General features: G+C 64.0%; 29 protein-coding genes and 1 pseudogene. 10 read left to right on the plus strand and 20 right to left on the minus strand.

Annotated features, from left to right (window positions below):
* Window positions 1-828: an enoyl-CoA hydratase/isomerase family protein gene (locus tag I2456_RS14660; protein ID WP_085073077.1), complete on the minus strand. Its 828-nt coding sequence runs from the start codon at window positions 826-828 to the stop codon at window positions 1-3.
* 100 nt (window positions 829-928) lie between these two features.
* On the opposite strand from I2456_RS14660, the gene I2456_RS14665 reads away from it, so the two are divergent.
* Together I2456_RS14665 and I2456_RS14670 are read left to right on the plus strand one after the other, a co-directional pair.
* Complete coding sequence (locus I2456_RS14665; protein ID WP_139823039.1) at window positions 929-2,347, plus strand: NAD(P)-binding protein; 1,419 nt, start codon at window positions 929-931, stop codon at window positions 2,345-2,347.
* Window positions 2,348-3,103 (plus strand): acyl-[acyl-carrier-protein] thioesterase, encoded by a 756-nt coding sequence (locus I2456_RS14670; protein ID WP_085073079.1) that lies wholly within the window; start codon window positions 2,348-2,350, stop codon window positions 3,101-3,103.
* On the opposite strand, the gene I2456_RS14675 is transcribed toward I2456_RS14670, so the two are convergent.
* Window positions 3,100-4,074, minus strand: a complete 975-nt coding sequence (locus I2456_RS14675; RefSeq protein WP_068033067.1) for an aldo/keto reductase — start codon at window positions 4,072-4,074, stop codon at window positions 3,100-3,102. The two genes, I2456_RS14670 and I2456_RS14675, sit on opposite strands and share 4 nt — an antisense overlap.
* 54 nt (window positions 4,075-4,128) lie before the next feature.
* Here I2456_RS14675 and I2456_RS14680 point away from each other — a divergent pair, with 54 nt between their 5' ends.
* From I2456_RS14680 to mbp1, 3 genes are all read left to right on the plus strand, one after another.
* Complete coding sequence (locus I2456_RS14680) at window positions 4,129-5,457, plus strand: acyltransferase family protein (RefSeq protein WP_241007715.1); 1,329 nt, start codon at window positions 4,129-4,131, stop codon at window positions 5,455-5,457.
* A 40-nt stretch (window positions 5,458-5,497) separates the two neighbouring features.
* On the plus strand, window positions 5,498-7,294 hold the full coding sequence (locus I2456_RS14685) for a thiamine pyrophosphate-requiring protein (RefSeq protein ID WP_085073080.1): 1,797 nt from the start codon (window positions 5,498-5,500) through the stop codon (window positions 7,292-7,294).
* 212 nt (window positions 7,295-7,506) lie between these two features.
* Complete coding sequence (gene mbp1, locus I2456_RS14690) at window positions 7,507-7,740, plus strand: microaggregate-binding protein 1 (RefSeq protein ID WP_068162415.1); 234 nt, start codon at window positions 7,507-7,509, stop codon at window positions 7,738-7,740.
* A 70-nt stretch (window positions 7,741-7,810) separates the two neighbouring features.
* Here mbp1 and I2456_RS14695 read toward each other — a convergent pair whose 3' ends face one another.
* The 6 genes from I2456_RS14695 to I2456_RS14720 all read right to left on the minus strand — a co-directional run bounded on the left by I2456_RS14695 (window position 7,811) and on the right by I2456_RS14720 (window position 11,445).
* On the minus strand, window positions 7,811-8,497 hold the full coding sequence (locus tag I2456_RS14695; RefSeq protein WP_085073081.1) for an HAD family hydrolase: 687 nt from the start codon (window positions 8,495-8,497) through the stop codon (window positions 7,811-7,813).
* Window positions 8,498-8,506: 9 nt separating this feature from the next.
* The gene (locus I2456_RS14700) at window positions 8,507-8,887 is read right to left on the minus strand and encodes a hypothetical protein (RefSeq protein WP_174814199.1); all 381 of its coding nucleotides are present in this window, start codon (window positions 8,885-8,887) and stop codon (window positions 8,507-8,509) included.
* A 162-nt stretch (window positions 8,888-9,049) separates the two neighbouring features.
* Window positions 9,050-9,703 carry a UdgX family uracil-DNA binding protein gene (locus I2456_RS14705; RefSeq protein WP_085073082.1) on the minus strand — a complete coding sequence of 218 codons (654 nt, stop codon included), beginning with the start codon at window positions 9,701-9,703 and terminating at the stop codon, window positions 9,050-9,052.
* 11 nt (window positions 9,704-9,714) lie between these two features.
* Window positions 9,715-10,128, minus strand: a complete 414-nt coding sequence (locus I2456_RS14710; protein ID WP_068162402.1) for a ChaB family protein — start codon at window positions 10,126-10,128, stop codon at window positions 9,715-9,717.
* A 28-nt stretch (window positions 10,129-10,156) separates the two neighbouring features.
* Window positions 10,157-10,693 (minus strand): DUF1360 domain-containing protein, encoded by a 537-nt coding sequence (locus I2456_RS14715; RefSeq protein WP_068033053.1) that lies wholly within the window; start codon window positions 10,691-10,693, stop codon window positions 10,157-10,159.
* Window positions 10,694-10,812: 119 nt separating this feature from the next.
* The gene (locus I2456_RS14720) at window positions 10,813-11,445 is read right to left on the minus strand and encodes a flavodoxin family protein (protein ID WP_085073100.1); all 633 of its coding nucleotides are present in this window, start codon (window positions 11,443-11,445) and stop codon (window positions 10,813-10,815) included.
* An 80-nt stretch (window positions 11,446-11,525) separates the two neighbouring features.
* Between I2456_RS14720 and I2456_RS14725 the strand changes: the two genes are divergently transcribed.
* On the plus strand, window positions 11,526-12,986 hold the full coding sequence (locus I2456_RS14725; protein ID WP_085073083.1) for an aminotransferase class I/II-fold pyridoxal phosphate-dependent enzyme: 1,461 nt from the start codon (window positions 11,526-11,528) through the stop codon (window positions 12,984-12,986).
* Between the two features lie 23 nt (window positions 12,987-13,009).
* Here the strand turns inward: I2456_RS14725 and I2456_RS14730 are convergent, their stop codons facing one another.
* Window positions 13,010-13,393 carry a MerR family transcriptional regulator gene (locus I2456_RS14730; RefSeq protein WP_068033049.1) on the minus strand — a complete coding sequence of 128 codons (384 nt, stop codon included), beginning with the start codon at window positions 13,391-13,393 and terminating at the stop codon, window positions 13,010-13,012.
* A gap of 118 nt (window positions 13,394-13,511) precedes the next feature.
* On the opposite strand from I2456_RS14730, the gene I2456_RS14735 reads away from it, so the two are divergent.
* From I2456_RS14735 to I2456_RS14745, 3 genes are all read left to right on the plus strand, one after another.
* Complete coding sequence (locus tag I2456_RS14735) at window positions 13,512-13,973, plus strand: Hsp20/alpha crystallin family protein (protein ID WP_068033047.1); 462 nt, start codon at window positions 13,512-13,514, stop codon at window positions 13,971-13,973.
* Window positions 13,974-14,204: 231 nt separating this feature from the next.
* Complete coding sequence (locus I2456_RS14740; RefSeq protein ID WP_085073084.1) at window positions 14,205-14,873, plus strand: PAS and ANTAR domain-containing protein; 669 nt, start codon at window positions 14,205-14,207, stop codon at window positions 14,871-14,873.
* 110 nt (window positions 14,874-14,983) lie between these two features.
* A complete protein-coding gene (locus I2456_RS14745; RefSeq protein ID WP_085073085.1) occupies window positions 14,984-15,601 on the plus strand; it encodes a GTP cyclohydrolase I in 618 nt (205 codons plus the stop codon).
* A 22-nt stretch (window positions 15,602-15,623) separates the two neighbouring features.
* Here the strand turns inward: I2456_RS14745 and I2456_RS14750 are convergent, their stop codons facing one another.
* The 6 genes and pseudogenes from I2456_RS14750 to I2456_RS14775 all read right to left on the minus strand — a co-directional run bounded on the left by I2456_RS14750 (window position 15,624) and on the right by I2456_RS14775 (window position 19,559).
* Window positions 15,624-15,887 carry a hypothetical protein gene (locus tag I2456_RS14750; RefSeq protein WP_068033043.1) on the minus strand — a complete coding sequence of 88 codons (264 nt, stop codon included), beginning with the start codon at window positions 15,885-15,887 and terminating at the stop codon, window positions 15,624-15,626.
* Window positions 15,884-16,501, minus strand: coding sequence for an RNA polymerase sigma factor (locus tag I2456_RS14755; RefSeq protein WP_068162392.1), 618 nt, complete (start codon window positions 16,499-16,501; stop codon window positions 15,884-15,886). Before I2456_RS14755 ends, I2456_RS14750 begins: the two co-directional genes overlap by 4 nt.
* 19 nt (window positions 16,502-16,520) lie before the next feature.
* Window positions 16,521-17,588, minus strand: a complete 1,068-nt coding sequence (locus tag I2456_RS14760; protein WP_085073086.1) for an acyl-CoA dehydrogenase family protein — start codon at window positions 17,586-17,588, stop codon at window positions 16,521-16,523.
* Window positions 17,585-18,061, minus strand: a complete 477-nt coding sequence (gene cynS / locus I2456_RS14765) for a cyanase (protein WP_085073087.1) — start codon at window positions 18,059-18,061, stop codon at window positions 17,585-17,587. The genes I2456_RS14760 and cynS overlap by 4 nt, the downstream gene beginning before the upstream one ends.
* 11 nt (window positions 18,062-18,072) lie before the next feature.
* On the minus strand, window positions 18,073-18,597 hold the full coding sequence (locus tag I2456_RS14770) for an OsmC family protein (RefSeq protein WP_068033035.1): 525 nt from the start codon (window positions 18,595-18,597) through the stop codon (window positions 18,073-18,075).
* Between the two features lie 126 nt (window positions 18,598-18,723).
* A pseudogene (locus I2456_RS14775) lies at window positions 18,724-19,559 on the minus strand (DUF3097 domain-containing protein).
* 154 nt (window positions 19,560-19,713) lie between these two features.
* Between I2456_RS14775 and I2456_RS14780 the strand changes: the two are divergent.
* A complete protein-coding gene (locus I2456_RS14780; RefSeq protein WP_205880171.1) occupies window positions 19,714-20,772 on the plus strand; it encodes a DUF4185 domain-containing protein in 1,059 nt (352 codons plus the stop codon).
* Here the strand turns inward: I2456_RS14780 and I2456_RS14785 are convergent.
* The 5 genes from I2456_RS14785 to I2456_RS14805 are packed head-to-tail and all read right to left on the minus strand — an operon-like array spanning window position 20,730 to window position 25,818.
* Window positions 20,730-21,698: a patatin-like phospholipase family protein gene (locus I2456_RS14785; RefSeq protein ID WP_139823040.1), complete on the minus strand. Its 969-nt coding sequence runs from the start codon at window positions 21,696-21,698 to the stop codon at window positions 20,730-20,732. The genes I2456_RS14780 and I2456_RS14785 overlap by 43 nt on opposite strands.
* A 5-nt stretch (window positions 21,699-21,703) precedes the next feature.
* Window positions 21,704-22,774, minus strand: a complete 1,071-nt coding sequence (locus I2456_RS14790) for an ABC transporter ATP-binding protein (RefSeq protein WP_085073089.1) — start codon at window positions 22,772-22,774, stop codon at window positions 21,704-21,706.
* Window positions 22,774-23,616, minus strand: coding sequence for a carbohydrate ABC transporter permease (locus I2456_RS14795; RefSeq protein ID WP_085073090.1), 843 nt, complete (start codon window positions 23,614-23,616; stop codon window positions 22,774-22,776). Before I2456_RS14795 ends, I2456_RS14790 begins: the two co-directional genes overlap by 1 nt.
* Window positions 23,603-24,502 (minus strand): carbohydrate ABC transporter permease, encoded by a 900-nt coding sequence (locus I2456_RS14800; RefSeq protein WP_068162371.1) that lies wholly within the window; start codon window positions 24,500-24,502, stop codon window positions 23,603-23,605. The genes I2456_RS14795 and I2456_RS14800 overlap by 14 nt, the downstream gene beginning before the upstream one ends.
* Window positions 24,499-25,818, minus strand: a complete 1,320-nt coding sequence (locus tag I2456_RS14805; protein WP_068033022.1) for an ABC transporter substrate-binding protein — start codon at window positions 25,816-25,818, stop codon at window positions 24,499-24,501. The genes I2456_RS14800 and I2456_RS14805 overlap by 4 nt, the downstream gene beginning before the upstream one ends.
* Window positions 25,819-25,893 lie beyond the last annotated feature (75 nt).

Consider the following 25,893-nt stretch of genomic DNA (forward strand, 5'->3'; position numbering starts at 1 on the left):
TTAGTCCTCATTGTTCATGTCGGGCAATGGTTCCCATTGCGCAGACACCGACATCTGCCAGCGGGGACTGCGGCGCTGCAGGAACGCCTCAACGCCCTCGCGCGCATCCACGCTGCCCATCACCCGATGATGCAGTCGCGTCTCCAGGTCGGCAACCTGCCGGGGTGTGTACCCGCCAATCACGCTGTCCCACAACAGCCGCTTGCTCAGGGCAGCTGACATCGGTGCCACGTTGACGGCGATATCGTGGGCGACCGCCATTGCGGTATCCAGCACTTCGGGTGCGGGTACGGCACGGCTGGCGATGCCCAGCGTCGCCGCCTCGGCCCCGTCGAATGTCCGCCCGGTCAGCAGCACGTCCGCGGCCACCGCCACCCCGACCAGGTGCGGCAACGTCCAATGCGCCATGCAGTCTGCGATGACTCCGCGCCGAGGCTGGGCAATGGCCAGTTTGGCGTCGACGGCCACGATTCTGATGTCGGCTTGCAAGGCGATGGTCATGCCAATGCCGATGGCATGGCCGTTGACGGCGGCAATGACCGGCTTGCGCAAGTCGAACGCGGCCGGGTCCGTCGGCGACGCGGTGAACGTCGCATCGGCCGACGGCGCGTCGAATGGGTTGGTCTTGGTCGAGAAGTCCGCCCCCACGCAGAACGTGTCCCCTGCCCCGGTGAGCACGATCGCGCGCACGGCATCGTCGTCGTCACACTGCCGATAGGCGTCGTTGAGCAGGGCACCCATTCGCGCGGTATAGGCATTGCGCCGTTCGGGTCGGTTGAGGGTCAGCATGGCGACTCCGTCGGCAATCGCGACGGTGACCTCAGCCATGTGTCCTCATCAGGGCAAACATAACGTCTGCCGGTTGTCCGTCGGAGGTCAGGCGCTATCGTGTCGCAACGGTCGTTTCGCGCGAGTGAAAAGGAGGGCGATGGACGGGTCACCGAACAGACTCGACACCGACTACCTGGTGGTCGGCGCCGGCGCCATGGGAATGGCGTTCACCGACACTCTCATCAGCGATTCCGATGCCCGCGTCGTGATCGTCGACCGCGCCCACCAACCTGGCGGCCACTGGACCACGGCATATCCCTTCGTTCGGTTGCATCAGCCATCCGCCTACTACGGCGTGAACTCGCGCCCGCTGGGTAACAACACGATCGACTGCGTCGGCTGGAACCAGGGCCTCAACGAACTCGCTCCGGTCGGTGAAGTGTGCGCCTACTTCGACGCCGTCATGCAACAACGATTCCTGCCCAGCGGACGGGTCCAGTACTTCCCGATGAGCAACTACCTCGGCGACGGCCGGTTCCGGACCCTGGGCGGCGAGGAGTACACCGTCACCGTCAAGCGGCGCATCGTCGACGCCACCTACTTGCGTGCCATCGTGCCGTCGATGAGACCCGCGCCCTACGCCGTGGCACCCGGTCTCGACTGCATCGCCCCCAACGACCTACCGAAGTTCGCCAGCCGGGACCGGTACGTGATCGTGGGGGCCGGCAAGACCGCCATGGATGTCTGCCTCTGGCTGCTGCGCCACAATGTCGACCCGGACAAGCTGACCTGGATCATGCCGCGCGATTCCTGGCTGATCGACCGGGCCACGCTGCAGCCCGGCCCGAGTTTCATCCAACAGTTCCGGGAAAGTTTCGGCGCCACTCTGGAAGCGATCGACGCGGCCACATCGGCCGAGGACCTGTTCGACCGCCTGGAAGCCTCGGGCACATTGTTGCGCCTGGACCCGGCAGTGCGCCCGCGCATGTACCGCTGTGCGACGGTCTCACACCTGGAACTCGAACAACTTCGCCGCATTCACGACGTCGTGCGGATGGGTCACGTGCAGCGCATCGAGCACACCGCCATAGTGCTCGATGATGGCGCCGTGCCTGCCTCACCAACCGCGTTGTACATCGACTGCACCGCCGACGGAGCCCCACAACAGCCAGCCAAGCCAGTGTTCGACGGTGACACCATCACCTTGCAAGCCGTGCGGGGCTGCCAGCAGGTGTTCAGCGCCGCGTTCATCGCGCACGTCGAAACCGCCTATGCCGACGACGCGGTGAAAAACGAACTGTGCGTACCCATTCCCCATCCGAATGGCGATTTGGACTGGCTGCGGTTGACACATTCCGACCTACAGAACTTTCAGCGCTGGCTGGACGACGAGGAGCTGTTCGAGTGGCTGGCCTCAGCTCGGTTGAATCTGCTCGCCGACCTGCTGCCGCCGCTGTCGGACAAGCCGCGGGTGCGCGAACGGGTCGTCTCCATGTTCCAGGCCAGGCTCAACACCGCCACCGACAAGCTGGAGGCACTGCTCACCGAGGCTACTGCCCCGGTAGGACAGCGGTAGATGACCGAGGCTGCCGAAGTCGGTGACCCGCTCGTCCCGGTACCCAACTCCGGATACGTGTATCGAACCGGTTGCCGGCTGGGGACTTTCGACATTGACGAGCACATGGGGCTACGCCTCGACGCGGTCGCGCGGTACATCCAAGAGGTCGGCGCCGAGCACCTCGCCGATGCGGGACTGGCCGAGGTGCATCCGCATTGGGTGGTTCTGCGCACCGTCATCGACGTGCTCAAACCCATCGAACTCCCCAGCGACATCACCTTCCGCCGTTGGTGCGCTGGACTGTCCACCAGGTGGTGTTCGATGCGCGTGCAGCTTCAGGGCTCATGCGGTGGCCGAGTGGAAACCGAGGGCTTCTGGTTGTGCGTCAACAAAGACACCCTCACTCCTTCCCGCCTCTCCGAGGACTGCCTCACTCGGTTCGGCAGTACCACCGAGAATCACCGGCTGAAGTGGCGACCGTGGCTACCGGGCCCCTTGCTCCACGGCAGCGAAACACCATTCCCATTGCGCCGCACCGACATCGATCCCTTCGAGCACGTCAATAACACGGTTTACTGGCAGGGGGTCTACGAAATACTCAGCCAAGTACCGGAACTGAAGCACACCCCCTATCGCGCCGTGCTGGAATACCGCAGCCCGATCAAATTCGGAGAACCCGTCAGGATTCATTCCGAACAGTGCGGCGACATCGTGCGTATGCAGTTCGCGGTGCACGGTGACGTGCGTGCCGCGGCGCTCTTGCGCGCGCTCTAATCCCGGTCGATTGACTTCATCTGCTCCTCGGTGTGATGTCCGCCGGCAGGCGGGGTCAGACCGTCCAGCCGGGCAAGCTGGTCGTCGGTCAGCTGCACGGCGTCGGCTCCGACGTTTTCCTCAAGGCGCGTAACGCGTTTGGTGCCCGGGATCGGGACGATGTCAGAACCTTTGGCCAACAGCCAGGCCAACGCCACTTGCGCGGGGGTGGCGCCGACCTCGGTACTGATCTCGCGCACCTGGTCGGCGCTTCGCAGGTTGTGTTCGAAGTTTTCGTCGCTGAACCGCGGATTGGCTTTGCGGAAGTCACTGTCAGGCAGTTCCGCGGTGGATCGAATGGCGCCGGTGAGGAAACCCCGCCCCAGCGGAGAGTAGGCGACGAATCCGACGCCCAACTCACGCAAGAGCGGTAGCACGCCGTCTTCGGGATCGCGGGTCCACAGCGAGTACTCCGACTGCACGGCGGTGATCGGATGAACCGCGTGCGCGCGGCGGATGGTCTGCACGCCGACTTCGGAAAGGCCGATGTGTCGGATCTTTCCGTCGGCCACCAACTCGGCCAGCGCGCCGACCGTTTCTTCGATCGGGGTGGCGCGGTCCAGGCGGTGCTGGTAGTAGAGGTCGATGTGGTCGGTCGCCAGCCGCTGCAGCGAACCCTCAACGGCCAGGCGGATATTGGCCGGGCTGCTGTCCAGGCCAGTGCGGCCGGTGTGGGATATCAAGCCGAACTTCGTGGCCAGGATCACCTGATCCCGTCGGCCCTGCAAGGCGCGGGCCAGCAACTCTTCGTTGATGAAGGGCCCGTACACCTCGGCGGTGTCGATCAGCGTCACACCGAGGTCGATGGCGCGGTGAATGGTGCGAATGGATTCGGCATCGTCGCTGCCGGCGCCGGCATATGCCGCCGACATACCCATCGCTCCAAGTCCGATGCGTCCCACCGTCAGGTCACCCAGCTGCGCTTGTCTCATGCCGCCATTGTGGTACGGCGCAACCGATCCCCGGCGGCGGGTACCCTCGCGGTTGTGCAGAGCGTCCGAGTCGCTGCGCCCGCGCGCAATCTGGCGGTGGACTTTTATCGCGTCTCCGGTGTGGTCCTCATCGTGCTCGGGCACTGGACCGCCGCATCGGTGACCTATCGGGATGGTTATTTCGGACGACAGAACCCGCTCGTCGACCAGCCGTGGACGCAGTGGTTGACTTGGCCATTCCAGGCCGTCCCGGTGTTCTTCCTGGTGGCGGGTTACGCCGGCGCCGTGTCGTGGACGCACCGCTGTGGCTCCGGGGCGGTGTCTCGGCAGCAGTGGCTGCGCCGCCGACTGGCTCGGGTGCTCGGGCCGACAGCGGTGTACGTGGCACTGGTCTCGGCGGTCGTCGTGTTTCTGGCGATGCTGCAGGTGCCGGGCTCGTTGCTGGAGTACGCGGGCTGGGCCGTGGCTATGCACCTGTGGTTTCTTGCCGTCTATGTGCTGGTCGTGTTGCTGACCCCCGTTGCCATTGCCGCGCAGCAACGTTGGGGCCTGCTGGTGCCCGCAGCGCTGGCCGTCGTGGTGGCGGCGGTGGACGCCGCATCGCTTGCCGGCCATATCTCCGCCCTTGGTTGGGTCAACTATCTGCTGTGCTGGGGCACGCTCTATCAGCTCGGGATCGCTTGGCACGACGGGCTTTTCACCGGACGCAGACCGATACTGTTCGCGGCCGGCTCCGCACTGGCGTTGACCGCGCTCATCTGGCCCGGTCCCTATCCGATCAGCATGATCGGGGTTCCGGGCCAAACCGTGCAGAACACCACGCCTCCGTCGATAGCCATGCTGGCCTTCGGTTGCACCCAAGCGGCAGTAGCGATGACCGTAGCGCCCATGCTCGACCGCGTGTTGCGCGCGGGCGTAGCCCAACGCATCTTGAGCACCGCCAACACCAACGTGATGGCGCTCTACCTGTGGCACATGGTGCCGGTCGTGTTGGTGGGCGTCGTCGGTTACCCGGCAGGGCTGTTACCGCAACCGCCCGAGGGCACCGCGCAGTGGTGGCTCGCCCGCCTCGAGTGGGTGGCCATCCTGACGCTGGTAACTGCGGTCGAGATGGTGTTGTTGTGGCTTATGAGGCGACTTTTCGCCGCGCCGCTGCCTGTCGTCAACGTGAGACTGAAGGCCCGTTTAACCGGCTTCCTGCTGTTGACCGGGGCCGTGATGACGACCTACGCCCTGGCGTTTCTCGCCGCCGCGGGGTTCGCACCCGACGGGCGATTCCCGTGGCTGACGGCACTGATCTTCTCCGTCGGGTTGGTCCTGGTTGGTTTGGCGGGCACTCCGGCCGCCGACGATCGCAGGTCTAACGATCGCCCAACTGGGTAATCGTCTGCCGAACAGAGGCCAGAAGCGAAAGAGGTAGGCAATGGCGACTCAGGTCAGCGACTTTCTGCTAGAGCGATTGCGCGACTGGGGAGTTACGCACGTGTTCGGCTACCCGGGTGACGGCATCAACGGTCTTCTCGGGGCGTGGGGACGCGCCGAGAACAAGCCGATGTTCGTCCAGGCGCGACACGAGGAGATGGCCGCCTTTGAGGCAGTCGGCTACGCGAAGTTCAGCGGGAAGATCGGTGTCTGCACGGCCACGTCGGGTCCGGGCGCCATTCACCTTCTCAACGGCCTCTACGACGCCAAGCTCGATCGGGTACCCGTGGTGGCCATCGTCGGCCAAACGGAGCGGACCGCGATCGGCGGTTGGTACCAGCAGGAAGTTGACCTGCTCAGCCTCTATAAGGACGTTGCCAGCGACTTCGTTGAAATGGTCACGGTTCCCGAGCAGCTACCCAACGTGTTGGATCGCGCCGTTCGCACCGCACTAGCCCGGCGTGCTCCGACCGCATTGATCATCCCCGGCGACGTCCAAGAGCTGGAATACAGCCCTCCCGCACATAAGTTCAAGATGGTCCCCTCCAGCCTGGGACTCGAACTGTCCACCGTTGAGCCGTCGCCTGAGGGATTGCGTCATGCCGCCGACGTGCTGAACGCCGGTGAACGAGTCGCCATGCTCATCGGGTGTGGAGCGCGCAACGCTGCCGACGAGGTCTCCGAGATCGCCGATGTCCTGGGCGCCGGAGTGGCCAAGGCGCTGCTGGGCAAGGACGTCTTGTCCGACGAGTTGCCTTGGGTGACAGGGGCGATCGGACTGCTCGGAACCAGGCCCAGCTATGAGATGATGCGCGACTGCGACACCTTGCTGATGATCGGCTCCAATTTCCCGTACTCGCAATTCCTGCCGGCCTACGGGTCGGCGCGTGGTGTGCAGATCGACATCGATCCCGCGGTGATAGGTATGCGCTACCCGAATGAAGTCAACCTTGTTGGCGACGCCGGCGCCACCATACGTGCGTTATTGCCGTTGCTACAGCGCAAATCCGATCGGTCATGGCGAGAAAACATCGAGAAGAACGTGGCCCGTTGGTGGGAGACCATGGCGATGGAAGCCCACGTCTCCGCCGATCCGATCAACCCGATGCGGTTGTTCGCCGAGTTGTCACCGAGGTTGCCCGACAACGCCATTGTGACTGCCGACTCGGGCTCGGGAACGAATTGGTATGCGCGGCAACTGAAGTTCCGCGCCGGCATCCGCGGATCCTTGTCCGGGACGCTGGCCACAATGGGCCCCGCGGTACCGTACGCCATCGGTGCCAAGTTCGCCCACTCAGATCGTCCGGTGATTGCCTTTCCCGGCGATGGTGCGATGCAGATGAACGGTCTGGCGGAGCTGATCACCATCGCGCATTACTGGAAACAGTGGCAGGATCCGCGATTGGTCATCGCGGTGTTACACAACAATGACCTCAACCAGGTGACCTGGGAGATGCGCGCCATGGGCGGTGCGCCGAAGTTCGCCGAATCCCAGACGCTGCCCGACGTCGACTACGCTGCGTTCGCCGCCAGCTTGGGCTTGGGCCACGCCACGCTGACCGATCCCGACGAGATCGCGCCCGCGTGGGATCGTGCCCTGCACTCCGACCGGCCCACGGTGCTGGACGTGCATTGTGATCCCAATATCCCGCCGGTACCCCCACACGCGACGCTGGAGCAGATGAAGGCCACTGCCGGCGCGGTGCTGCGCGGTGACGAGGACGCCTTCGCCATGATCAAAGAGGGCGTCAAGGTCAAAGCTCAGGAGTTTCTGCCGCATCGGGGTAGCAGTCGCTGATGAGGAAAAGTTTGCCCTGCTCACCGGGCCCGACCCGCGGTGGTCGAGCGCACATGTTTGAGGATTCAGGCAATCGGAAACCCCTGTGATCGCAGGGCGTAAATCGTGGACTGAGACGTGAACAACGTCGTCGCGGACTCAGGACCGTACCTGTTGGCTGAGCGCAATCTTGCGGAGCGCGAGGCTGAGTATTCAGCAATAGGGAGGAATGCATGTCTGACAAGAGTGGCCCCGCAGAGGGCGTCGAAGGCGTCGTCGAGGGCGTTAAGGGCAAGGCGAAAGAAGTTGTCGGTGCCGTCGCCGGCCAGGACGACCTGAAGCGCGAGGGCCAGGCGCAGCAGGACAAGGCGGACGCCCAGCGCGACGCTGCCGAGAAGGAAGCACAGGCCGAAGCCGCCCGTGGCGGTGCGGACGCGGCCGAGCAGAAGCAGAAGGCCAACCAGTAGCTTGACGCGAGAATGGGCCCAGTCCGCAAGGACTGGGCCCATTCGCTTGTCTAGCGACGACTTGTCGACGCTATGACTTGTCGATCAGTTTCGCGATCGGCGACTCATCGAGGTGTTTGAGCAGGTCTTCAGGGTTCTCGAAGACAACTGCAACGCCGGCGTCGCGCAGCTCATCACGAGACACCCCGCCGCACAGTAAGCCAACGCTGACCAATTCGGCCCGTGCGCACGCCTCGGCGTCCCAGACCGCGTCGCCGACAAACACGGCTTCTTCGGCGGTCACGCCCGCCCGTTCCAAAGCCACATTGACGATGTCGGGCTTCGGTTTCGCCGTATCCACATCGGCGGAGGAGGTCACCTCGCTCACTAGGTCGTCGCTATCGAGCACCTCGCGCAACATCGCCAGTTCGTCTTCCGGAGCTGACGTCGCGAGCACGACTTGGAGACCGAGATCGGCTACCCGCCTGAGCAATTCGCGCGCACCCGGCAGCGGACGCAGCAGCGGCGCGGCTTCCTTGTAATAACGCGAGTGCGCGTCTTTCAACTGACTCTGCACGTCCTCCGGCGCATCGCCAGACAGTTCTTTCACCAGAGTCGACCCATCCATCCCGATCGACCGGTGAACGCGCCACATCTCAATTTCAACGCCCACTTCGGCGAAGGCCCGCTGCCAGGCGTGAATGTGCAGATAGTTGGAGTCGACCAAAGTCCCGTCGACATCGAACAAAACGGCAGGCTGCGCCAATTGGGTTACCACGCAATCGAATTAGAAGACCAGAGCAGTGATCGCCAGGTCGGCGACCAGCAGCGCCAACCCTATCAGCGGCACGACGAATCCCCGCCGACGCTTGGCGGTGAAGAAAGACGCGACGAGCGTCAGCACCGCGACGACTGGTGCACCGTAGAACAACACGCCGTACAGCAGGCCGCTGGGGCCCAGATGGGGACACTGAGCGGCGCTACAAGCAGCGACGCTCATCGCGGCCCCAACGGCGAAAACCATGACCAATGCGGCTGCGGGCACGGTCAGCAGTGCCAGAATCCAGTTGACGACTGCATGCCGGCGGTGGGCGGGCCGGTCGGCCTCGGGCGAATGGGCGGGGTCAGCGGGCTGCACGTTCGTGGCTTCTCGGTTTTGTACGCTCATCAGCGCCTCCTAGAACATCGCAGCTGCGTCGCGTCGATCACAGGGCGCGACTCAACCAGTCGGCAAAAACATAGCGTTCCTCTTCATCTACCCATGACGACCGAGCTGAAACATGCCCTCCTGCCGCACCGATTGATGTGTGACTCGGCGTTGCTGCACTGTCTATTTGAGCGCTGCGCCGGCGCTTCGGAGGTCGTCGACGAAGAGCTGATAGTTCTTCTCCCGGTCGTCACTGCGGTCGCGCAGCAACGACGACGGGTGCACGGTCGCGGTAACCACCGGTTGCGAGGGCACGTCGACATGCAAAGCGTCCGGCAGCTCCAGGCGTTCGCCGCGGTGAGCTGTCACCCGAAACGCGTTGCCCAAGAGCGATTGTGCAGCCGTCGCACCGAGGCACACGATGACTTGCGGTTGTACCGCCTCGATTTCTGCAATAAGCCAAGGCTGACACGCCACGACCTCGATGCGGCCCGGTTTCTGATGAATCCGTCGCTTGCCTACTCGTTTGAACTTGAAATGCTTGACGGCATTTGTCTGGTAGGTCAACGCAGGGTCAATCTGAGCGTCCTCGAGCGCCTGCGCTAGCAACCGGCCAGCCGGACCGACGAAGGGAAGCCCCTGCTGATCCTCGTGATCTCCGGGCTGTTCGCCGACCAACATGATCGGCGCATCGCCTTTTCCGTGACCGAATACGGTCTGCGTGGCGTCTTGATAGAGGTGGCAACCCTGACAGCCACTCGCCGCGTTCTCGAGAGAGCTCAACGAATGATCGTCGGGTAGGTAGCGCGTTGCTCCGTCGACAGGTGCCGTCGCCATGTGACAAGCCTTCAGCTGCGGCTGGCCCGGCGGTTGTATTTCTTTATGGCGTCGACCAATTCAGACTTGCTCATCGTCGAGCGGCCCCGAACATCGAGTCGACGCGCGATGTCGAGCAGGTGCTTCTTGCTCGCGTTTGCGTCGACGCCTTCGGCGGAGGGCAGGTTGTTGTCGGGGCCGCCGCTTTCTGCCCGCTTGTCCGAGGGGCCCTTCTTTTCTTTCGCTTCCCAGTGGTCGCCGACCTTCTCATAGCTGTGTTTGACGGCGGCGTAAGCGACGCGGTGGGCCCGCTCCTCGCTGCCATACTGTTCCGCGGCCGCGTCATGGGCTTTGGCGAACGTCCGCTGCGCCTTCGGGCTGGAACGCCGCAAGGTACTGGGCAGCTCGTCTTTCTTGGCTCCGCCGCTCTTGGTTGTCTTTGGCATGGCGAACCTTTCGTGCAACTGCGTGTGGTTAGCCCTCCGCCGATTGCTGCGCAATCGAATACGCGAGCTGGAGGAAGTCGGCACCCGTGAGCGCGGCGAAGGTGCCCGCGACCATACGAGTGACTTTGGGCGCGAAGACCAGGCCGATGGCGAATCCGGTGGCAACCCACATATCGAAGCAGAACGGGCACGTCAGTAACTCGCCCACACTGTGCCGAATCTGGCTGGAATTGCGGGTTTCTTCGACCACCTCAGCCGGGCCACCACTGCCCATGTACCGAGTGAACGGCGCGCGCAGCGGACTCGTCACCGATCCCTTGGTCACCGTCCGGGAAAGCTTGTGAGTACCGAGCGCCACCGTAATCAGGTCTTGTACGCGCCACCGGTCAGGCAGCTTTCGTCCGGTCACCGCGGCGACCACGGCGCTGACGGCGACGATCACGGCGTAGGTGCTCATGGTCACTATGTATCCGCCCAGCGGACGCGGGTTATCACCGCGATATTCGTCGGCCTGCTGCCGGGCGTGGTTGACCACGTCGGCGCCGAGCTCTGTCGTTTCAGCCACTGCTACTCCTTGGGGCTTGCATCGGACGCCGAATACCCGTTTCCCCATCCGGCAACCCACTTGGTGATATGGCGGGGCCGGTGCCACCGAGTGACCGTGGATCTTGTTACTCAGCGGCTCTACGACGCATACGGCGGGTACCTGCGCTCTTTCAGCGTCCGGGCCAAATGGGCGGCGTTGCGAGCCGCCGTCGCAGTCGTCGAAGCGATCTGCTCCGGCACCTCGTCGAGATCCTCGTAATTCGTGGATTCCATCGCGGGTCCGTTCCAATAGGTGCAGCCTTGCGCGGGGATGCTGAACCCGATGTCGTTGAGGGCTTGGAAGAGGTCGGCGACAACTTTGTGCGCGCCGTCCTCATTACCCACCACGCTGACCAGCGCGACTTTGTTCACCATGACCGGAACTCCGCTGTCATCGGTGTTGGACAACTCGGCATCAAGGCGTTCGAGCACACGCTGCGTCACACTCGACGGGTGCCCCAGCCATATCGGTGTGCTGATGAGAATGATGTCGGCATCGAGCACCTTGCGCCGAATCTCAGGCCACTCGTCGCCGTCCCCCATGTCCGCATCGACACCAGGAGCAATGTTGTAGTCGACGCAACGGATCAGCTCATGTTCGACGCCGGCTTTGCTCAGCTCAGCGACGACATGTTCGGCCATGAGGGCGCTGCTTGACGGCGCCGGACTGGTTTTGAGATTGCAGATCAGCCCGATCGCCCGAAGCGGCGGGACTCCCAAAGCGCCCGTCATGGTCGTCTGGGATACCCGACCGCGATGCTGGGAAACGCCGATGGTGGGTCGGTGGGCGCGCGCCGGGGTATGCACGTGCCATGGATCAATCCCAGACGCCGCTGCTGGACGCGCTGATCGATTACCGCCGTAAGGATCGATACGGGTTCACTCCCCCGGGGCATCGGCAGGGTGCCGGCGCCGATCCCCGCGTCCTCGCCGTACTGGGCAAAGAGCCCTTCCTCGATGACGTGCTGGCCAGCAACGGGCTCGACGACCGCATGTCGCGGGGGAAATTACTAGCCCGCGCCGAAGAGTTGATGGCCGACGCGGTCGGCGCAGACACGGCGTTCTTCTCAACTTGCGGCAGTTCGTTGTCGGTGAAGGCGGCCATGCTGGCGGTGGCGGGCGGCGCCGAAGGCGGACTGCTGGTCTCTCGGGACAGTCACAAGTCCATCGTCGCGGGGTTGATCTTCTCGGGTGTGCAGCCCCGGTGGATTTCTCCGCAGTGGGACAGCGACCGACACTTCTCCCACCCGCCGTCGCCGGAACAAGTACGTGAGGCGTGGGAGAAACACCCCGACGCCGCCGGAGCGTTGATCGTCAGTCCCAGTCCGTACGGCACCTGCGCCGACATCGCCGCCATCGCCGATGTGTGCCACGAGCGCAACAAACCCCTCATCGTCGACGAAGCATGGGGCGCCCATTTGCCCTTTCATGACGACCTGCCGACGTGGGCAATGGATGCCGGTGCGGACATTTGTGTGGTCAGCGTTCACAAGATGGGCGCCGGCTTCGAGCAGGGTTCGGTGTTCCACCTGCAAGGGAACCTCGTTGATCCCGATCGCTTGTCCAAATGCGCGGACCTGCTGATGACGACGAGCCCGAACGTGTTGGTCTATGCCGCTCTTGACGGATGGCGGCGCCAGATGGTGGAGCATGGCCACGAGCTGCTCTCAGCGGAGCTGGAGCTGGCCGGCTATCTGCGCGGCCGACTCTCGGAGATCCCCGATCTGCAGGTTCTCCAGGACGAGCTGCTGGGCCACGAGGCCTCGCATGACCTCGACATCACCCAGGTACTGATGGACGTCTCGGCAACGAAAACGTCGGGGTACCAAGCGGCGGATTGGCTCAGGGAGCATTGCCATCTCGATGTCGGCCTCAGCGACCACCGCCGGATCTTGGCGACGATGTCGTTCGCCGACGACAAGCACACCGCGGATCGACTCATCACCGCGATGACCCGGTGGCGTGCGGCCGCGAATGACTTCGAGCGGCCACCGGCAATACGGTTGCCCTCCCCCGCCGAGCTGCAACTCGACAACGTCGCACTGCCGCGCGACGCATTCTTTGGGCCCACGGAGATGGTGCCCGCGGACCGGGCCGCCGGACGCATCGCCGCCGAGCAGATCACTCCGTATCCGCCCGGCATTCCAGCGGTCGTGCCGGGCGAGCGCCTCAATGACGCCGTGGTCGACTACCTGCGAACGGGTGCGGAGGCCGGCATGACCCTGCCCGATCCCGCTGACCCCAGCATGCAACACTTCCGGGTCGTGGCCTGACCCCTAGCCGGCGTCGCGGCGCGCTAGCGGTGACCGTCCAGGCTCGGCTCTGCTCGGTCGGCTTTCGCCGCTTTTCGCGCGGCGTTGCGCAACGTCCTATTGGTTGAGCGCAAGTGGGTATTGGCCGCGGATAGCTCGGCGTTGTCGTCTTCGAGATTGAGTATGCGTGCGATGCCGGCGAGGTTGACGCCGGCATCGATCAAGGCGCTGATGCGCTGCAGTCGTGCCAAGTCGTCAGCGCTGTAGCGCCGGGTGCCGCCATCGCTGCGGGCGGGACTGAGCAGTCCGTGTCGTTCGTAGAGGCGCAACGACTGCACCGGGATGCCAGACAGTTCAGCGGCCACCGAGATGCCGTACACGCCGTGATTGGACGGCGGTGCAGTGGTCTCTCCCGGACGCTCGGTCATAGAAAACTTATCTATCACACTTGCATCGAACTGTCGACAAGTGATATATGAAATCTATGTCTGATGGCATAAGAAATCGCCATCATCGATCAATGAAAAGGAATGTGAGGTGACTGCCATGCTGATGCGTACCGACCCCTTCCGAGACCTTGACCGGTTCGCCCAGCAAGTGCTCGGCACCGCCGCAAAGCCGGCCGTGATGCCGATGGATGCCTGGCGCGAAGGTGAGAAGTTCGTCGTCGAGTTCGACCTGCCCGGCATCGACCCGGACTCGCTGGACATCGACATCGAGCGCAACGTGGTGACCGTGCGAGCCGAACGACCGGCTGTCGACCCGAACCGGGAAATGCTCGCCACCGAGCGCCCCCGCGGCGTGTTCAGCCGACAGCTGGTGCTCGGCGAGAACCTCGACACCGAACGGATCGAGGCTTCCTACAACGAGGGAGTGTTGAGCTTGCACATCCCGGTAGCCGAAAGGGCGAAGCCCCGCAAGATTTCGGTCGGCCGCGGCAAGGGACACGGCAACGGACACCAGGTGCTCGATGACAACGCCGCTGGTCGGGAAGTGATCAACGCCTGATCATTCGGTGCTAAGCGCGGCGACCAACTGGTCGCGCAGGCGTCGACCGCAAACGGTCGCCGCGCTTCGCCGGCCTGGCAACGGCTGAGGAAAATAGGAGGCAACGCGAGTTCGAACTCTTGCGCGGGACGTTCACCGACACGTTATTTTTAGACCACCTCGGCGTTGAGCATCCAGCGCCGCTAATTTCAGACGCGTCCCAATTTCGTTGCCCGAGGAGGCAGGCCAGCGATGACGTGGGATCTTGACGGCCAGTCAGCCGCCGTTGAGCAAGCGCTGGCCGGCGGTTCCCCGCAACGGGTGGGATGGTTTCGGTTTTACTTCGCCGATCAGCGCTGGGAATGGTCCGACCAGGTGCAACAGATGCACGGGTATGAGCCTGGGACGGTCACTCCGACTACCGAGTTGGTGCTCTCGCATAAGCATCCCGACGACCGTGACCAGGTGGCGGCCGCGATAGCAGACATTCTCGACAATCGGAAAGCGTTCAGCACTCGCCACCGGATCATCGACACCGGCGGCGACATTCACCACGTCGTCGTGGTCGGAGACCAGCTGTGCGACGAGCACGGGACCGTCATCGGCTCGCACGGCTTCTACGTCGACGTCTCCCCGCAAGAGCAGGTGCGCGAAGACATGGTCACGGCCAAGCTGGCCGAGATCACCCAGAACCGCGCCGGTATCGAGCAGGCTAAAGGGATGTTGATGCTGGTGTATGGCATCGACGGCGAATCGGCCTTCAACCTACTGAAATGGTTGTCCCAAGAATCCAACGTCAAGCTGCGTCCGTTGGCCGAGCAGATCGTTGATGATTTCCGCACCGTCGGCAAACCTTTCGATGCGCAGTCGGCGTTCGATCAACTGCTGTTGACGGCCCATCTGCGGGTGGGTGTCCCCTGATCGGGGGACACGGCGTTCGTCCTATAAGTGCCCGATCAGTCGACAGACACCGGCTCCCCGCCGCGGCATCGTATGGAGCTAGTTGCCGCACTCACGGGACGGGGATCGAAATGCTAGTTGCCGAGGCCATCAACACCACGCAAACGGTGGAGTCGCCCGCGTGGTACGAGGACAACGCCGACATGGCGGTCGAGATTGCTATGCAGCAGTTACTCGATGCGTTGGGCGTCAACGAGGGAGAACACACCGCTCGCACTCCGGTTAGCGGCGCGCGCGTGTGGCGGGACCTGTTGTGGGGCTACGACGAGGTGCCGGAAGACCACCTCGAAACTCACCTTCCCGCCGCCGACGAACCCGGGCTGATCGTCATGCACGGGATCGCCTTCACCTCGACTTGTGTGCACCACCTGATGCCCTTTTCCGGTACCGCCACCATCGCCTACCGGCCGCGACCCGGCCAGCGGGTGGTCGACACCGCCGGACTGGCCCGGCTAGTGCACGGCTACGCTGCCCGCCTGCAAGTGCAGGAGCGAATCGGACACCAGGCCGCCGCAGCGCTCATGCGCAAGCTCGACCCGTCGGGGGTCATGGTGGTCATCACCACACGGCACGACTGCCTGAGCGCGGGCCAATCGCGCGTGCCGACCGCCGAAGTGACCACGGAGGCCCGCAAGGGCACGTGGGCCGCGGACGAGATTGCGCGGGTACGCAGCCTGCACGTCGGCTAGGACGGTCGAGCCGAATCTCTCCTCAGCCCTGACCCTTGAGGGCGTTGATCGTATCGAGGACCCCGGATATGTGGTCGTCGGTGAGCTTCTCGCCGTCGAACACGTGGTTGAGTAACACTTTCAAGTCGAGCATCTGCTGCAGATAGACCAGGCACGGTGGGCACTCATCAAGGTGCTTGGCCACGATTGGGCCCCACTGTCGGGGGTCGGAGTCGACCAGGTCGTCCACCAGTCGGACGAAGTCGACACAATCGATCGCTGGCACGGTGCTGTCGAATCCGGTCATCGTTGATACCGCTTTTCCAATTCGTTTCGCAGGTTCCCTCGGGCCCGATACAGCAGAGCACGTTGCGCCTCAGCAGACAGTTCAAGAATCTCGGCCGCCTCCTCTGCTGAGGTGCCGACCAAATCGCGCAGGATGATCAGCTGTCGTTGCCGTACCGGCAAGGTGTCCAATGCTGCTCGCACATACCCGACGAGCTCGCGTTCGACCGTCTGGTCCTCCGGGAGGAACCGCCGAGATGGCGGCACACTCCAATGTCCGGCGTCCGGGTGGCCGGCGGGATGCATGCGCCCTGACAGCGGGTCGGCGTCTTCGGTGGCCAGCACTTCGAAGTTCCGGATTCGTGACTCCCGGCGCCGATGCCGTGCAGCGGTGTTCTTGACAATGCCGAACAACCAGGTCGCTACCGACGACCGCCCTTCGAAGGAGCCGGACGACTTGATCACCTGCACCCACGCCTCTTGCACCGCCTCTTCAGCCACCGCCGGTGAATTCACCATCGTCCGAGCGAAATTCACCATAGGTCGATGAAAGTCGCGCACCAGATCGGCCAGCGGAATGCCGCCGACCGAATGCTCGGGTTCAGACTCTTCGGCCGGGCAAGCCCCCGAGGTCATGTTTGGCCCGGGCGGTCGCTCAACCGCACCCTTCCAGCTCCCACCGGAGCTGAGCTTCGGACGGCGACTGGACAGGGATGAACGCCGCCTCCCGGAACCGGCGGCTCGCCGGTGTTCTGCTCGCATATCCTTTGCCGCCGGCGGTGCGTATCTCCAAAGCCGCACTAGTGCTGGCGATTTCGGCCGCGCGCAAGCGCAGCGCCAACAACTCTTTCTTGCTGGGCGGCTTCGCGCCTCCGACCGCACCGGTCAGGCGGATCAATTCCCTCTCCGCAGCGGCGAGCTTGTCGGCAACCGCTTCGACTTCCTCAGTGAAAACAGAGTTGACGCCAGACACACCGTTTTTGGCCTGCGCCGCCGCTGTCTTGGCCAGCCCGAGACACATAGCCGACTGCAGCACAAGGAAAGTGGGGCGTACCCCGGTGAGGAAGCCCCCGAAGTCACCGGACAGGATCTGCTCTTCGGGAACGAAAGCGTCCTTCAGTTCCAGATAGGACGATGCCGTGCTATCCATCGCCAGCAACTTGAAGTGATCACCCACGGTGACCCCCGGGGTGTTCAACGGCACAGCCAGGATCAGTCGGTCACCGGTATCGGTTCGTGCGGCGGTCACCATCAACGAGTCGTCGTAGAGATTGCTGGCCCAGCGCAGCGATCCGCTCACCCGATAGCCACCCGCGACGGGTACCGCGGTGAGTTCCAGGCTGCCGCAGCCAGCCGCTTCTTTGAACGCGGCGGCCATGCCGGTCACGCCCAGCACGGTGCCGGTCAGCAACGACTCAGCAGCAGCGACACTGAAAGGTGTTGCAGCGCAGAGCAAGTACTCGATGGCCATCCGGTTGGCCCATACCGAGAACCCGGTACTCATGCACTCCCCGGAAATGAGCCGAATTACCTCGGCCATCTGTTGCAACTTGCCGTCGGTGTTATTGGGTGCGCCCAAACCCAGCACACCGGCCGCACCGAGACTGACGAAACTGCGCCGGGAGTTGTCCTCGCCGCGATCCAACGCGCCGGCATGGGCCCGGATATCGGCCAGTAAGTCCGGATCGAGGACGTCCGGCTCAGCATCAACCGTCGCGGTCACGGCGAGCCCTCCTGTTCGCGGTGCTTCCATCGGTAGTCGAGGAACTTGCCGTCGAAAGTGACGACCACCCGGTCGCCGTCCGGGTCTGGGCGACGCTGAATGTCCATGCGGAAGTTGATCGCGCTCATGATCCCGTCACCGAACTCCTCGTTGATCAGCTCTTTGATCGCCGGGCCGTACACCGACAACGCCTCATGGAACCGGTAGATCGTCGGATCGGAGGTGACCGCGTCGTCCGTGCCCCGGTACGGCAGCAGCTGCAATGCGGCGACAGCGTCATCGTCGAGGTCGAGCAGGGCGCCGACGGTCGCGGCATCTTCGGCGGAAAGCGCATGCTGGCCGAGCAACGCCGCGACAGTCCACACCCGGTCCTTGCCAATTGCCTCGGCGATCTTGGTCCAGCTCAGGCCCTTCTTCACCCGAGCGAACCGGATAGCTTCGGCCAGTTCGGCTTTCGAGGAGTTGTAACTCATCGCCGCAATGCCTAACCGATGGACAGCGTGGAGTCGACGGTTGCCGGGCGCCGGAAGGTGTTCACCACGGGCGACCATTCGATGGCATTGTCGTGAATCTCCTTGAGCGTCGCCTCGTCGGCGTCTCCGTCCAAGGTCACCTTGCAGCGCACGGCGGTGAAGCCCAGCACCTTGCCGTCCGGGGTGTCGCCGACGCCCCACACGGCGGAGATGTCGATGTCGCCTTCCATCTCGACCTCGATCTTGGTCAGCGTCACACCTCGGTGGGTGGCGTTGGCCAGCAGCCCGACGGAAATGCAGGAACCCAGCGCGGCCAAGCAGGTCTCGGAAGGGTTGGGCGCGGAGTCGTCACCGAGCAGCGCCGGCGGCTCGCCCACCAGCATCGGCGCCAGGTCGCGCACGTAGGTCATGTTGCGGAAACCGGACTCACACACCGTCTTGGCCTTCAGGGTCTTCTTGCCCGTGGTGGGGTCGGCCTTGGCGTTACACGACAGCCGGTCGAGGCCCTCAGCGTCGATGACAAGCGCGTCGGTCATGGACTTCCTCCGTTGGTTGAAGCGAATGGGTTTTGTCGTCACGGCTTAGTGCTCAGCAGACGGGCCAACGTGACGGTGAGCTACGACACATCTTGACTGGCGCCGATCCGTGATGCCAACCGCAACCTACGCGGCCGGCTGCGTTACGAAGTCGATCAGTTCTTCGACCCGGCCGATCAACGCGGGCTCCAGGTCATTCCAGTCGCGCACCTGTGCGCGGATCCGGCGCCAGGCGGCGGCGATGTCGGCCTGGTTAGCGTGTGGCCAGCCGAGCGCGTCGCACACGCCGTGCTTCCACTGGATGTGGCGCGGCACGACCGGCCAGGCGGCCAACCCGAGGCGGGCAGGCTTGACTGCCTGCCAGATATCGACATAGGGATGGCCTACCACCAGGGTGTCGGCGCCACTGGGCCCCTGCGCTACCGCTGCGGCGATGCGCGCCTCTTTCGACCCCGGCACCAGGTGGTCGACCAGCACACCCAGTCGCGACGTCGGGCTCGGAGCGAACTTCTCCACGATGTCCACCAAGTCGTCGACACCCCCCAGGTGCTCCACCACGACGCCCTCCACTCGCAGGTCTTCGCCCCAGACCTGGGCGATGAGTTCCGCGTCGTGACGGCCCTCCACATAGATCCGGCTCGCGCGGGCCACCCGGGCACGCACGTTCGGCACTGCCACCGACCCGGACGCCGTCCGGGTGGCGGCCGCGGGCGCCGATCGACGCGGTGGCGTCAGAATCACCGGGCGGCCCTCGAGCAGAAAACCGGGTCCCAGCGGGAAGCCACGTGTCTTGCCGTGCCGGTCCTCGAGGTCTATGCGGCCATACTCGACCCGCACGACCGCCCCCACATACCCCGTCTGCGCGTCCTCGACGACCATGCCGATTTCCACCGGATGCTCAACCGACCGAGGCTTACGGCGTCCCCCCCGGCAAGCACGTCGGTACCGTAGCGATCAACCACGCGGCAATATTAGGTATCCCTCACGGGGATCGTCGGCGCGGCGCGCCGTCGCCTGGCGAAACCGCTTGTGCCGAGGCTCATTCCATTAATTCTCGGGGTGATCTAGTTTGGTGGGGTGGACCGCGGTGCCAGTAGGCCGTTGCCGCCAGGTGGCGTGCGGTTTCTGGGGCCGATCGCGGGAACCGGCGCCGACCCGGGCATACCGGGTATTGGGGCGGCAGACCTCGGGGAAGTTGTCCAGCTTCCCGACGGGCGCCTGGTGGCGATCTTCGGTGACTGCTTCGCAGGTGACAAGATTGGGGGCCCCGAGGGCGATCACTACCGGTCCGTCGCGGTGCCGATCACGGGGTTGGACCGGCACAGTCGGCCGATCTTCGGTACGCCGTTCAACAAGCCGGGCGGACCCTTACGGCCGAACGTACTGTTCCCACCGCCGCCCCAGGCACTCGGCCTCGAGCCGGACATGAACACCCTGCCCGCCGGCAGCATCGTGACCGACGGACGAGCATATGTGCTGGTGGTCGGCACCCGAGCGCTTGAGCCGCACGCCGGCTCCTGGCTGGTCGAAGTGAGCGACGATCCCGCCGCCGGGTGGCAAGCCGTCGCCGGCTCTTGGCGTCCGGCCGCAGGCGCACCTACCCAGATCAGCGGATTTCAGGCGACGGACGGCATGGTCTACATCGTCGCGGACTCCTTCAACCGCAGCCAGGGCATCACCATGTATCGCGCCGACCCCGCCCGCGTCACCGACCGCAGCGGCTGGCAACCGTGGACCGGCAGCAGGTGGGGTGCACCGGGCCGGGTCGCTGCGCCGGTCAGCCCTCCCGGATCCAGCTACGGCGAACTCAGCTTCCGCGAAGTCGACGGACGCCCGGTGCTGGTTGCGTTCGACAGCACACCAGGGGTGTATGAGGTGCAGGTCCGCGTTGCGGACACTCCAACGAAGATCTTCCGCAGTCACGAGCCGATCATCGCCGCCCAGCAGGGTATCGAGGCCGCCCCCAATTACCTTCGCCAACCCTACGGCGGGTACATCCTGCCCGGATCCACGCTAGATAATTTGAGAATTCTTGTCAGTCAATGGAATACAGGAGCCGACGAGGAGGGGGTGCCGTTCGGCGCGCCGTACAACACCCACGAGATCGTCGTCAACGCACGCCCCGCCGGCGATCAGCTCGACGGCACCGCCGGGGTGCCGCACTCCGCCAGATAGTCGTCGTAGTTCCACGCGCTCAAGAACTCTTGCCCGGCATCCACCCCGCGGGCGTAGAGGGCGTCACGCTGTTCGGTCGTGATGTCGAAATTGATCGGGCTCACGTCCTGGGCGGGGACAAAGATGGTACGACGCACCGTGCAGGGGTCGTCGATGTAGGCGTTGTCCTGGTTGCTCACCAAGGTCTCAATCGCTGCGATTCCCAACGACACTGGACCGTGCACCGGCTGGGTGGGCGGGATGCCCGGACGTGCGGACAGTCGGATTCCGAACGTCGGCCACCGCGGCTGGGCACGGTCGAAGAGTTCCACCGGGAAGCTCGACAGCAACCCGCCGTCGACCCAGGTGGCGCCACCTACCCGGACCGGTTCGAAGACGAACGGGATCGCCGAGGAGGCGTGGACCGCACGGGACACCGGAAAATCATCCGGGTCGATGCCGTAGGAGTCGAGATCCCAGGGAATGCGCACCAGCCGGCGCCGGGACAGATCGCTGGCAGTCACCACCAGGGACCAGGCGAACTGCTCAGGTTCGTCCCCGGTGCGTAGGTCTCCGAAACTGCGCACCCCGAGATCGGCGAGCAGTCCACGGAGCAAGTCTTCCAGGTAAGCGCCACGGTAGACCCCGTCGGACAAGAGCAACGACAATCCGCCGCCGATCAGCGGCACATGCCCGATCAGGTTGCGGTCCAGGATTTTTCGATAATCGATGGACCGCATGATTTCACCGAGCCGGGTCAGCGGTTCACCGGCGGCCTGCAAGGCAGCTACCAGCGACGCCACGATCGCGCCGGCGCTGGTGCCCGCGACGCGGGGGAAGTTGTAGCCGGCTTCGGCCAGTGCATCGACCGCACCGACCAGTCCAATGCCCCGCACCCCTCCGCCTTCGCATACCAAATCTGCCTGCGCGGTGCTCACGGCGGCCACGTTACTCACTGGATCCGCCGACCGTCGACACCGAAGAAACGCAACTGTCCGGGCTGCGGGTGCAGGCGGACCCGGCTGCCTTTCTCCGGCGGGTCATGGCCTTCGGTGCGGGCGATGATGGGTTTACTGATCACCTTGTCTGATCCGGTGATTCGGCCATACAGGTAGGCGTCGGCGCCCAGCTCTTCGACCACGTCGACCTCCATTTCGACCCCGCGGTCGCCCACTTTGAAGTGTTCGGGACGGACGCCGACCACAATTTCGGACGCGGTGCTGGTGATCTCGCGGGGCACCGGAATCAGCCAGTCCCCCAGCGACACCGCCGAATCGACGATCGGCAGGGTGAACAAATTCATCGCCGGAGACCCGATGAAGCCGGCTACGAACACGTTGGCGGGGTTGCGGTACAACTCCCGAGGTGCCGCGCACTGCTGCAAAACGCCGTCGCACAGCACCGCGACCCGGTCACCCATCGTCATGGCCTCAACCTGGTCATGGGTTACGTAGACCGTGGTGGTGCCCAGTTGGCGCTGTAATGCGGCGATCTGGTTACGTGTTTGCACCCGCAGCTTGGCGTCGAGGTTGGACAACGGCTCGTCCATCAAGAAAACCTGCGGTCGGCGCACGATTGCACGGCCCATCGCCACCCGCTGCCGTTGACCGCCAGAGAGGTCTTTGGGTTTGCGATCCAGGAATGGTTGCAGATCAAGCATCTTGGCCGCAGCGAGCACCCGTTGTTGAATCTCCGCCTTGGGTGTCTTGGCCACCTTGAGCGCGAAACCCATATTCTGCGCCACCGTCATATGGGGGTAGAGCGCATAGTTCTGGAAGACCATCGCGATGTCACGGTCCTTGGGTTCGACGTGGGTCACGTCTTGGGCGCCGATGCGGATCTTTCCGGAGTCCAGCGACTCCAGTCCCGCAACCATCCGCAGGGACGTCGTCTTCCCGCATCCGGACGGCCCGACGAGTACCACGAATTCACCGTCACCGACGTCGAGGTTCAGGCGGTCCAACGCCGGTCGCTGGGTACCCGCATACTGCCGCGTCGCCTCTTCGAAACTCACCGAAGCCATTACCCGCCCAATCCCGTCACTGCGATGCCACGGACGAAGGAACGCTGCGCCACTGCGTAGACGACGACCAGCGGCAGCAGGATCAGGATCGAGGTCGCCATCAACACCGGCCAGCGGGCGACATATTCGCCGCGCAAACGCACCAGGCCCAACGTCAAGGTGGCCAGGCTGTTGCGCTGAATCATCAATAGCGGCCACAGAAAGTCGTTCCATACGTTGACCCAGGTAAGTACCGCGAGCACCATCACCGCCGGACGCGCGTGGGGCAACAGGATGCGCCAGTAGATCTGCCACGGCGAACATCCGTCGAGGATCGCGGCTTCTTCCAGATCGGCCGGCAGGGTGCGAAAGAACTGCCGCATCAGGTAGGTGCCGAATGCGCTGCCGAACAATCCCGGCACGATCATCGCCCACGGCGTGTCTACCCAACCGGCTGCCCGCATCAGGATGAACTGCGGTATGACCGTGACCGTCAAGGGCACCATCAACGTCGCAAGGTACAACACGAAGAGCGTGTCGCGGCCGCGGAATTCCAGACGTGCGAAGGCATATCCGGCGAGCGAACAGAAGAAGACCTGGCCAGCGGTCACGCATCCCGCATACAGCACGGTGTTGAACAACATGCGCCAAAACGGCATGAGGTCGAACACTTGGGTGTAGTTGGACCAGCGCGGGTGAGACGGAAACAGCTTCGGCTCGCTTACTTCTCCCTCGCGTTTCAATGATCCCGACACCGCCCACAAGATCGGAAACAGCGCGCACCAGGCGATCGCGATCAGCGCGGTGTACACAACGGCAACGCGCACCACTCCGCGGTGCGCCACCCGATCAAGCCAGGCCACGGGACGCCTCCCATGAGCGTCGCCTCGTGATCCGCAGCTGAATCACCGTGAGCAGCAGCAAGATCGCGAACATGACCCATGCCAGCGCGGATGCATAGCCGAATTCCAGGAAAGAGAAGGCGTGCTGGAACAACATGATGCCCAGCACATAGGTTCCGGTCTCGGGGCCGCCATTGGCGCCGGTGAGGACATACACGAGGTCGAAAGCCTGGAAGGCGTGGATGATCGAGATCACCACCACGAACGTCAGCGCTCCGCGGATCAACGGCACTGTGAGGGAAACGAACTGCCGTATTTCGCCGGCGCCGTCGATCTTGGCTGCTTCGTACACGGTCTCGGGGACTCCCTGCATGGCGGCCAGCAACACCACCGTGGCGAACGGAACGCTGCGCCATACACTGACCAGGCACAGGGAGGCCATCGCCCACCTCGGTTCCACCAGCCACGGTATGGGACCGATGCCGAGCCAGCCGAGCATGATGTTCAGCAATCCGTTGTCGGTGTTGAACACGAATTGCCACACGACCGCCATGACCACCGACGAGATGGCCAGTGGCATGAACACGATCGTGCGAAAGACTCCGATTCCCTTGACCTTCCGGTTGAGTACGGCTGCGACGACCAGGCTGATCAACACGGTCGGAACCACGGTGCCGATGGTGTAGATCACCGTGTTGCGCAGCGCGATGACGAACAGCGGGTCGGAGGTGAACAGCTCGGTGAAGTTCCTGACACCCACGAATTTCGGCGAGGTGAACAGGTCCCACTGTTGTCCGCTCATGTAGAGCGAGAAACCGAGCGGAAAGAGCATGAACACCAGGACCGCCGCCAGGTTGGGCGCCACGAACAGGCGCCCGGCACGCGCGCGTCTATCGATTGCGGTCATGGACTGCGCAGCACCTCGTCGACCGCATGGGAGAGCGCGCGCAGCGACGTCGCCGGACGGGCGCCGCGCAGCACGGGGCCGAAGTTGCGGTCCATCAACGCACCGATCTTCTCCCAGGCGGGTGTGATCGGCATTCCCTTGGAGACCGCCGGCCCCTCGGTGAGCACATCGAGGTTGCCGATTCTGCGGTGTGCGTTCGCGAAGCCGTCGGAATCGATCGCCGACCGCAGTACCGGGACGAACAGCCGGGATTCACCGATGAGCTGTTGCCCGACGGGTCCGGTCGCGAATTTCACGAATTCCCACGCCTGTTCCTTGCGCCGACTGGTCGCCGCGATGGCGAGCCCGGTGACCCCGATATTGGAGCACGCGGCGCTGCCGTGCGGTCCCACCGGCAGCGGCGCCACGTCGAAGTCCAAGCCGTCGGCTCGGTCGAACGTCTGGTATCGCCAGTGACCGCCCAGCGCGATGGCGGCCTTCCCCACGGCGAAAAGGTCGGCCGTGGACATCGACTGTTGGTCGGAGGCGCTGGGTGCGACTCGGTGCTTGTTGGTCAGGTCGGCGTAGAACTGCACGGCTTCGATGAAGGCGTCCTGGTCGAAGTTGAGGTGTGTCGGGTTGGTGAGCGGAACCGCCCAGGCTACGCCGTTGTTCATGGCGAACAAACCAGCCGAGTAGTAGGAGACCCAGGCATTGACGAAACCCCACTGGGTGACGCGGCCGGACGCGTCGCGCTGGGTGAGAGCCGTAGCGGCATCCAGGAATTCGGTGAAACTCCACGGCTGGCTCCATGATCGCGGCGGCGGCGCGAGTCCGGCGCCGGCGAACAAGGCTTTGTTGTAGAAGAGGTAGTTGCCTGACCACTGCTCGGGGAAGGCGTACTGACCCTTGTTGTAGGTGAACGTCTCGTACAGCGCCGGAATGCTGTCTGATCGCAGTTGTGCGGCGAATTGGCGGTCGCGGTCCAGAAACGTATTGAGATCGAGCAACACTCCCCGGTCGGCCAGTTCGGCGTAAGTGAGTTCCCATGTCATCAACACGTCCGGACATTTGCCGCCGGCGCAGAAAGTCGACAGCTGCTGCATGACCCCAGGTCCGGACAGGATCGGCCGCACTTTGACGTCGGGATGCTGGCGCTCGAATTCCTTGACGATGCGCATCCGGGGGTGGATCTCGTCGGGGTTAGCGGCGAAGAAGAACGTCAGGGCGTCATCGTCGTCAGGGGCACAACCGCCGGCCCACGGTGCCAGTCCGGCTGCGGTCACCGCACCAACGCCCCGCAACAGGCTGCGCCGTCCGAATGCCTTCTCGAACATGCTGCTTCCGATCCCGGCCCCCTCTTCGGGCCCACACTTGGTCCTTCTTAGTCGATGGGCCTGTGCTCTTCCTGA

Source organism: Mycobacterium kubicae (assembly GCF_015689175.1).
Taxonomy (GTDB): domain Bacteria; phylum Actinomycetota; class Actinomycetes; order Mycobacteriales; family Mycobacteriaceae; genus Mycobacterium; species Mycobacterium kubicae.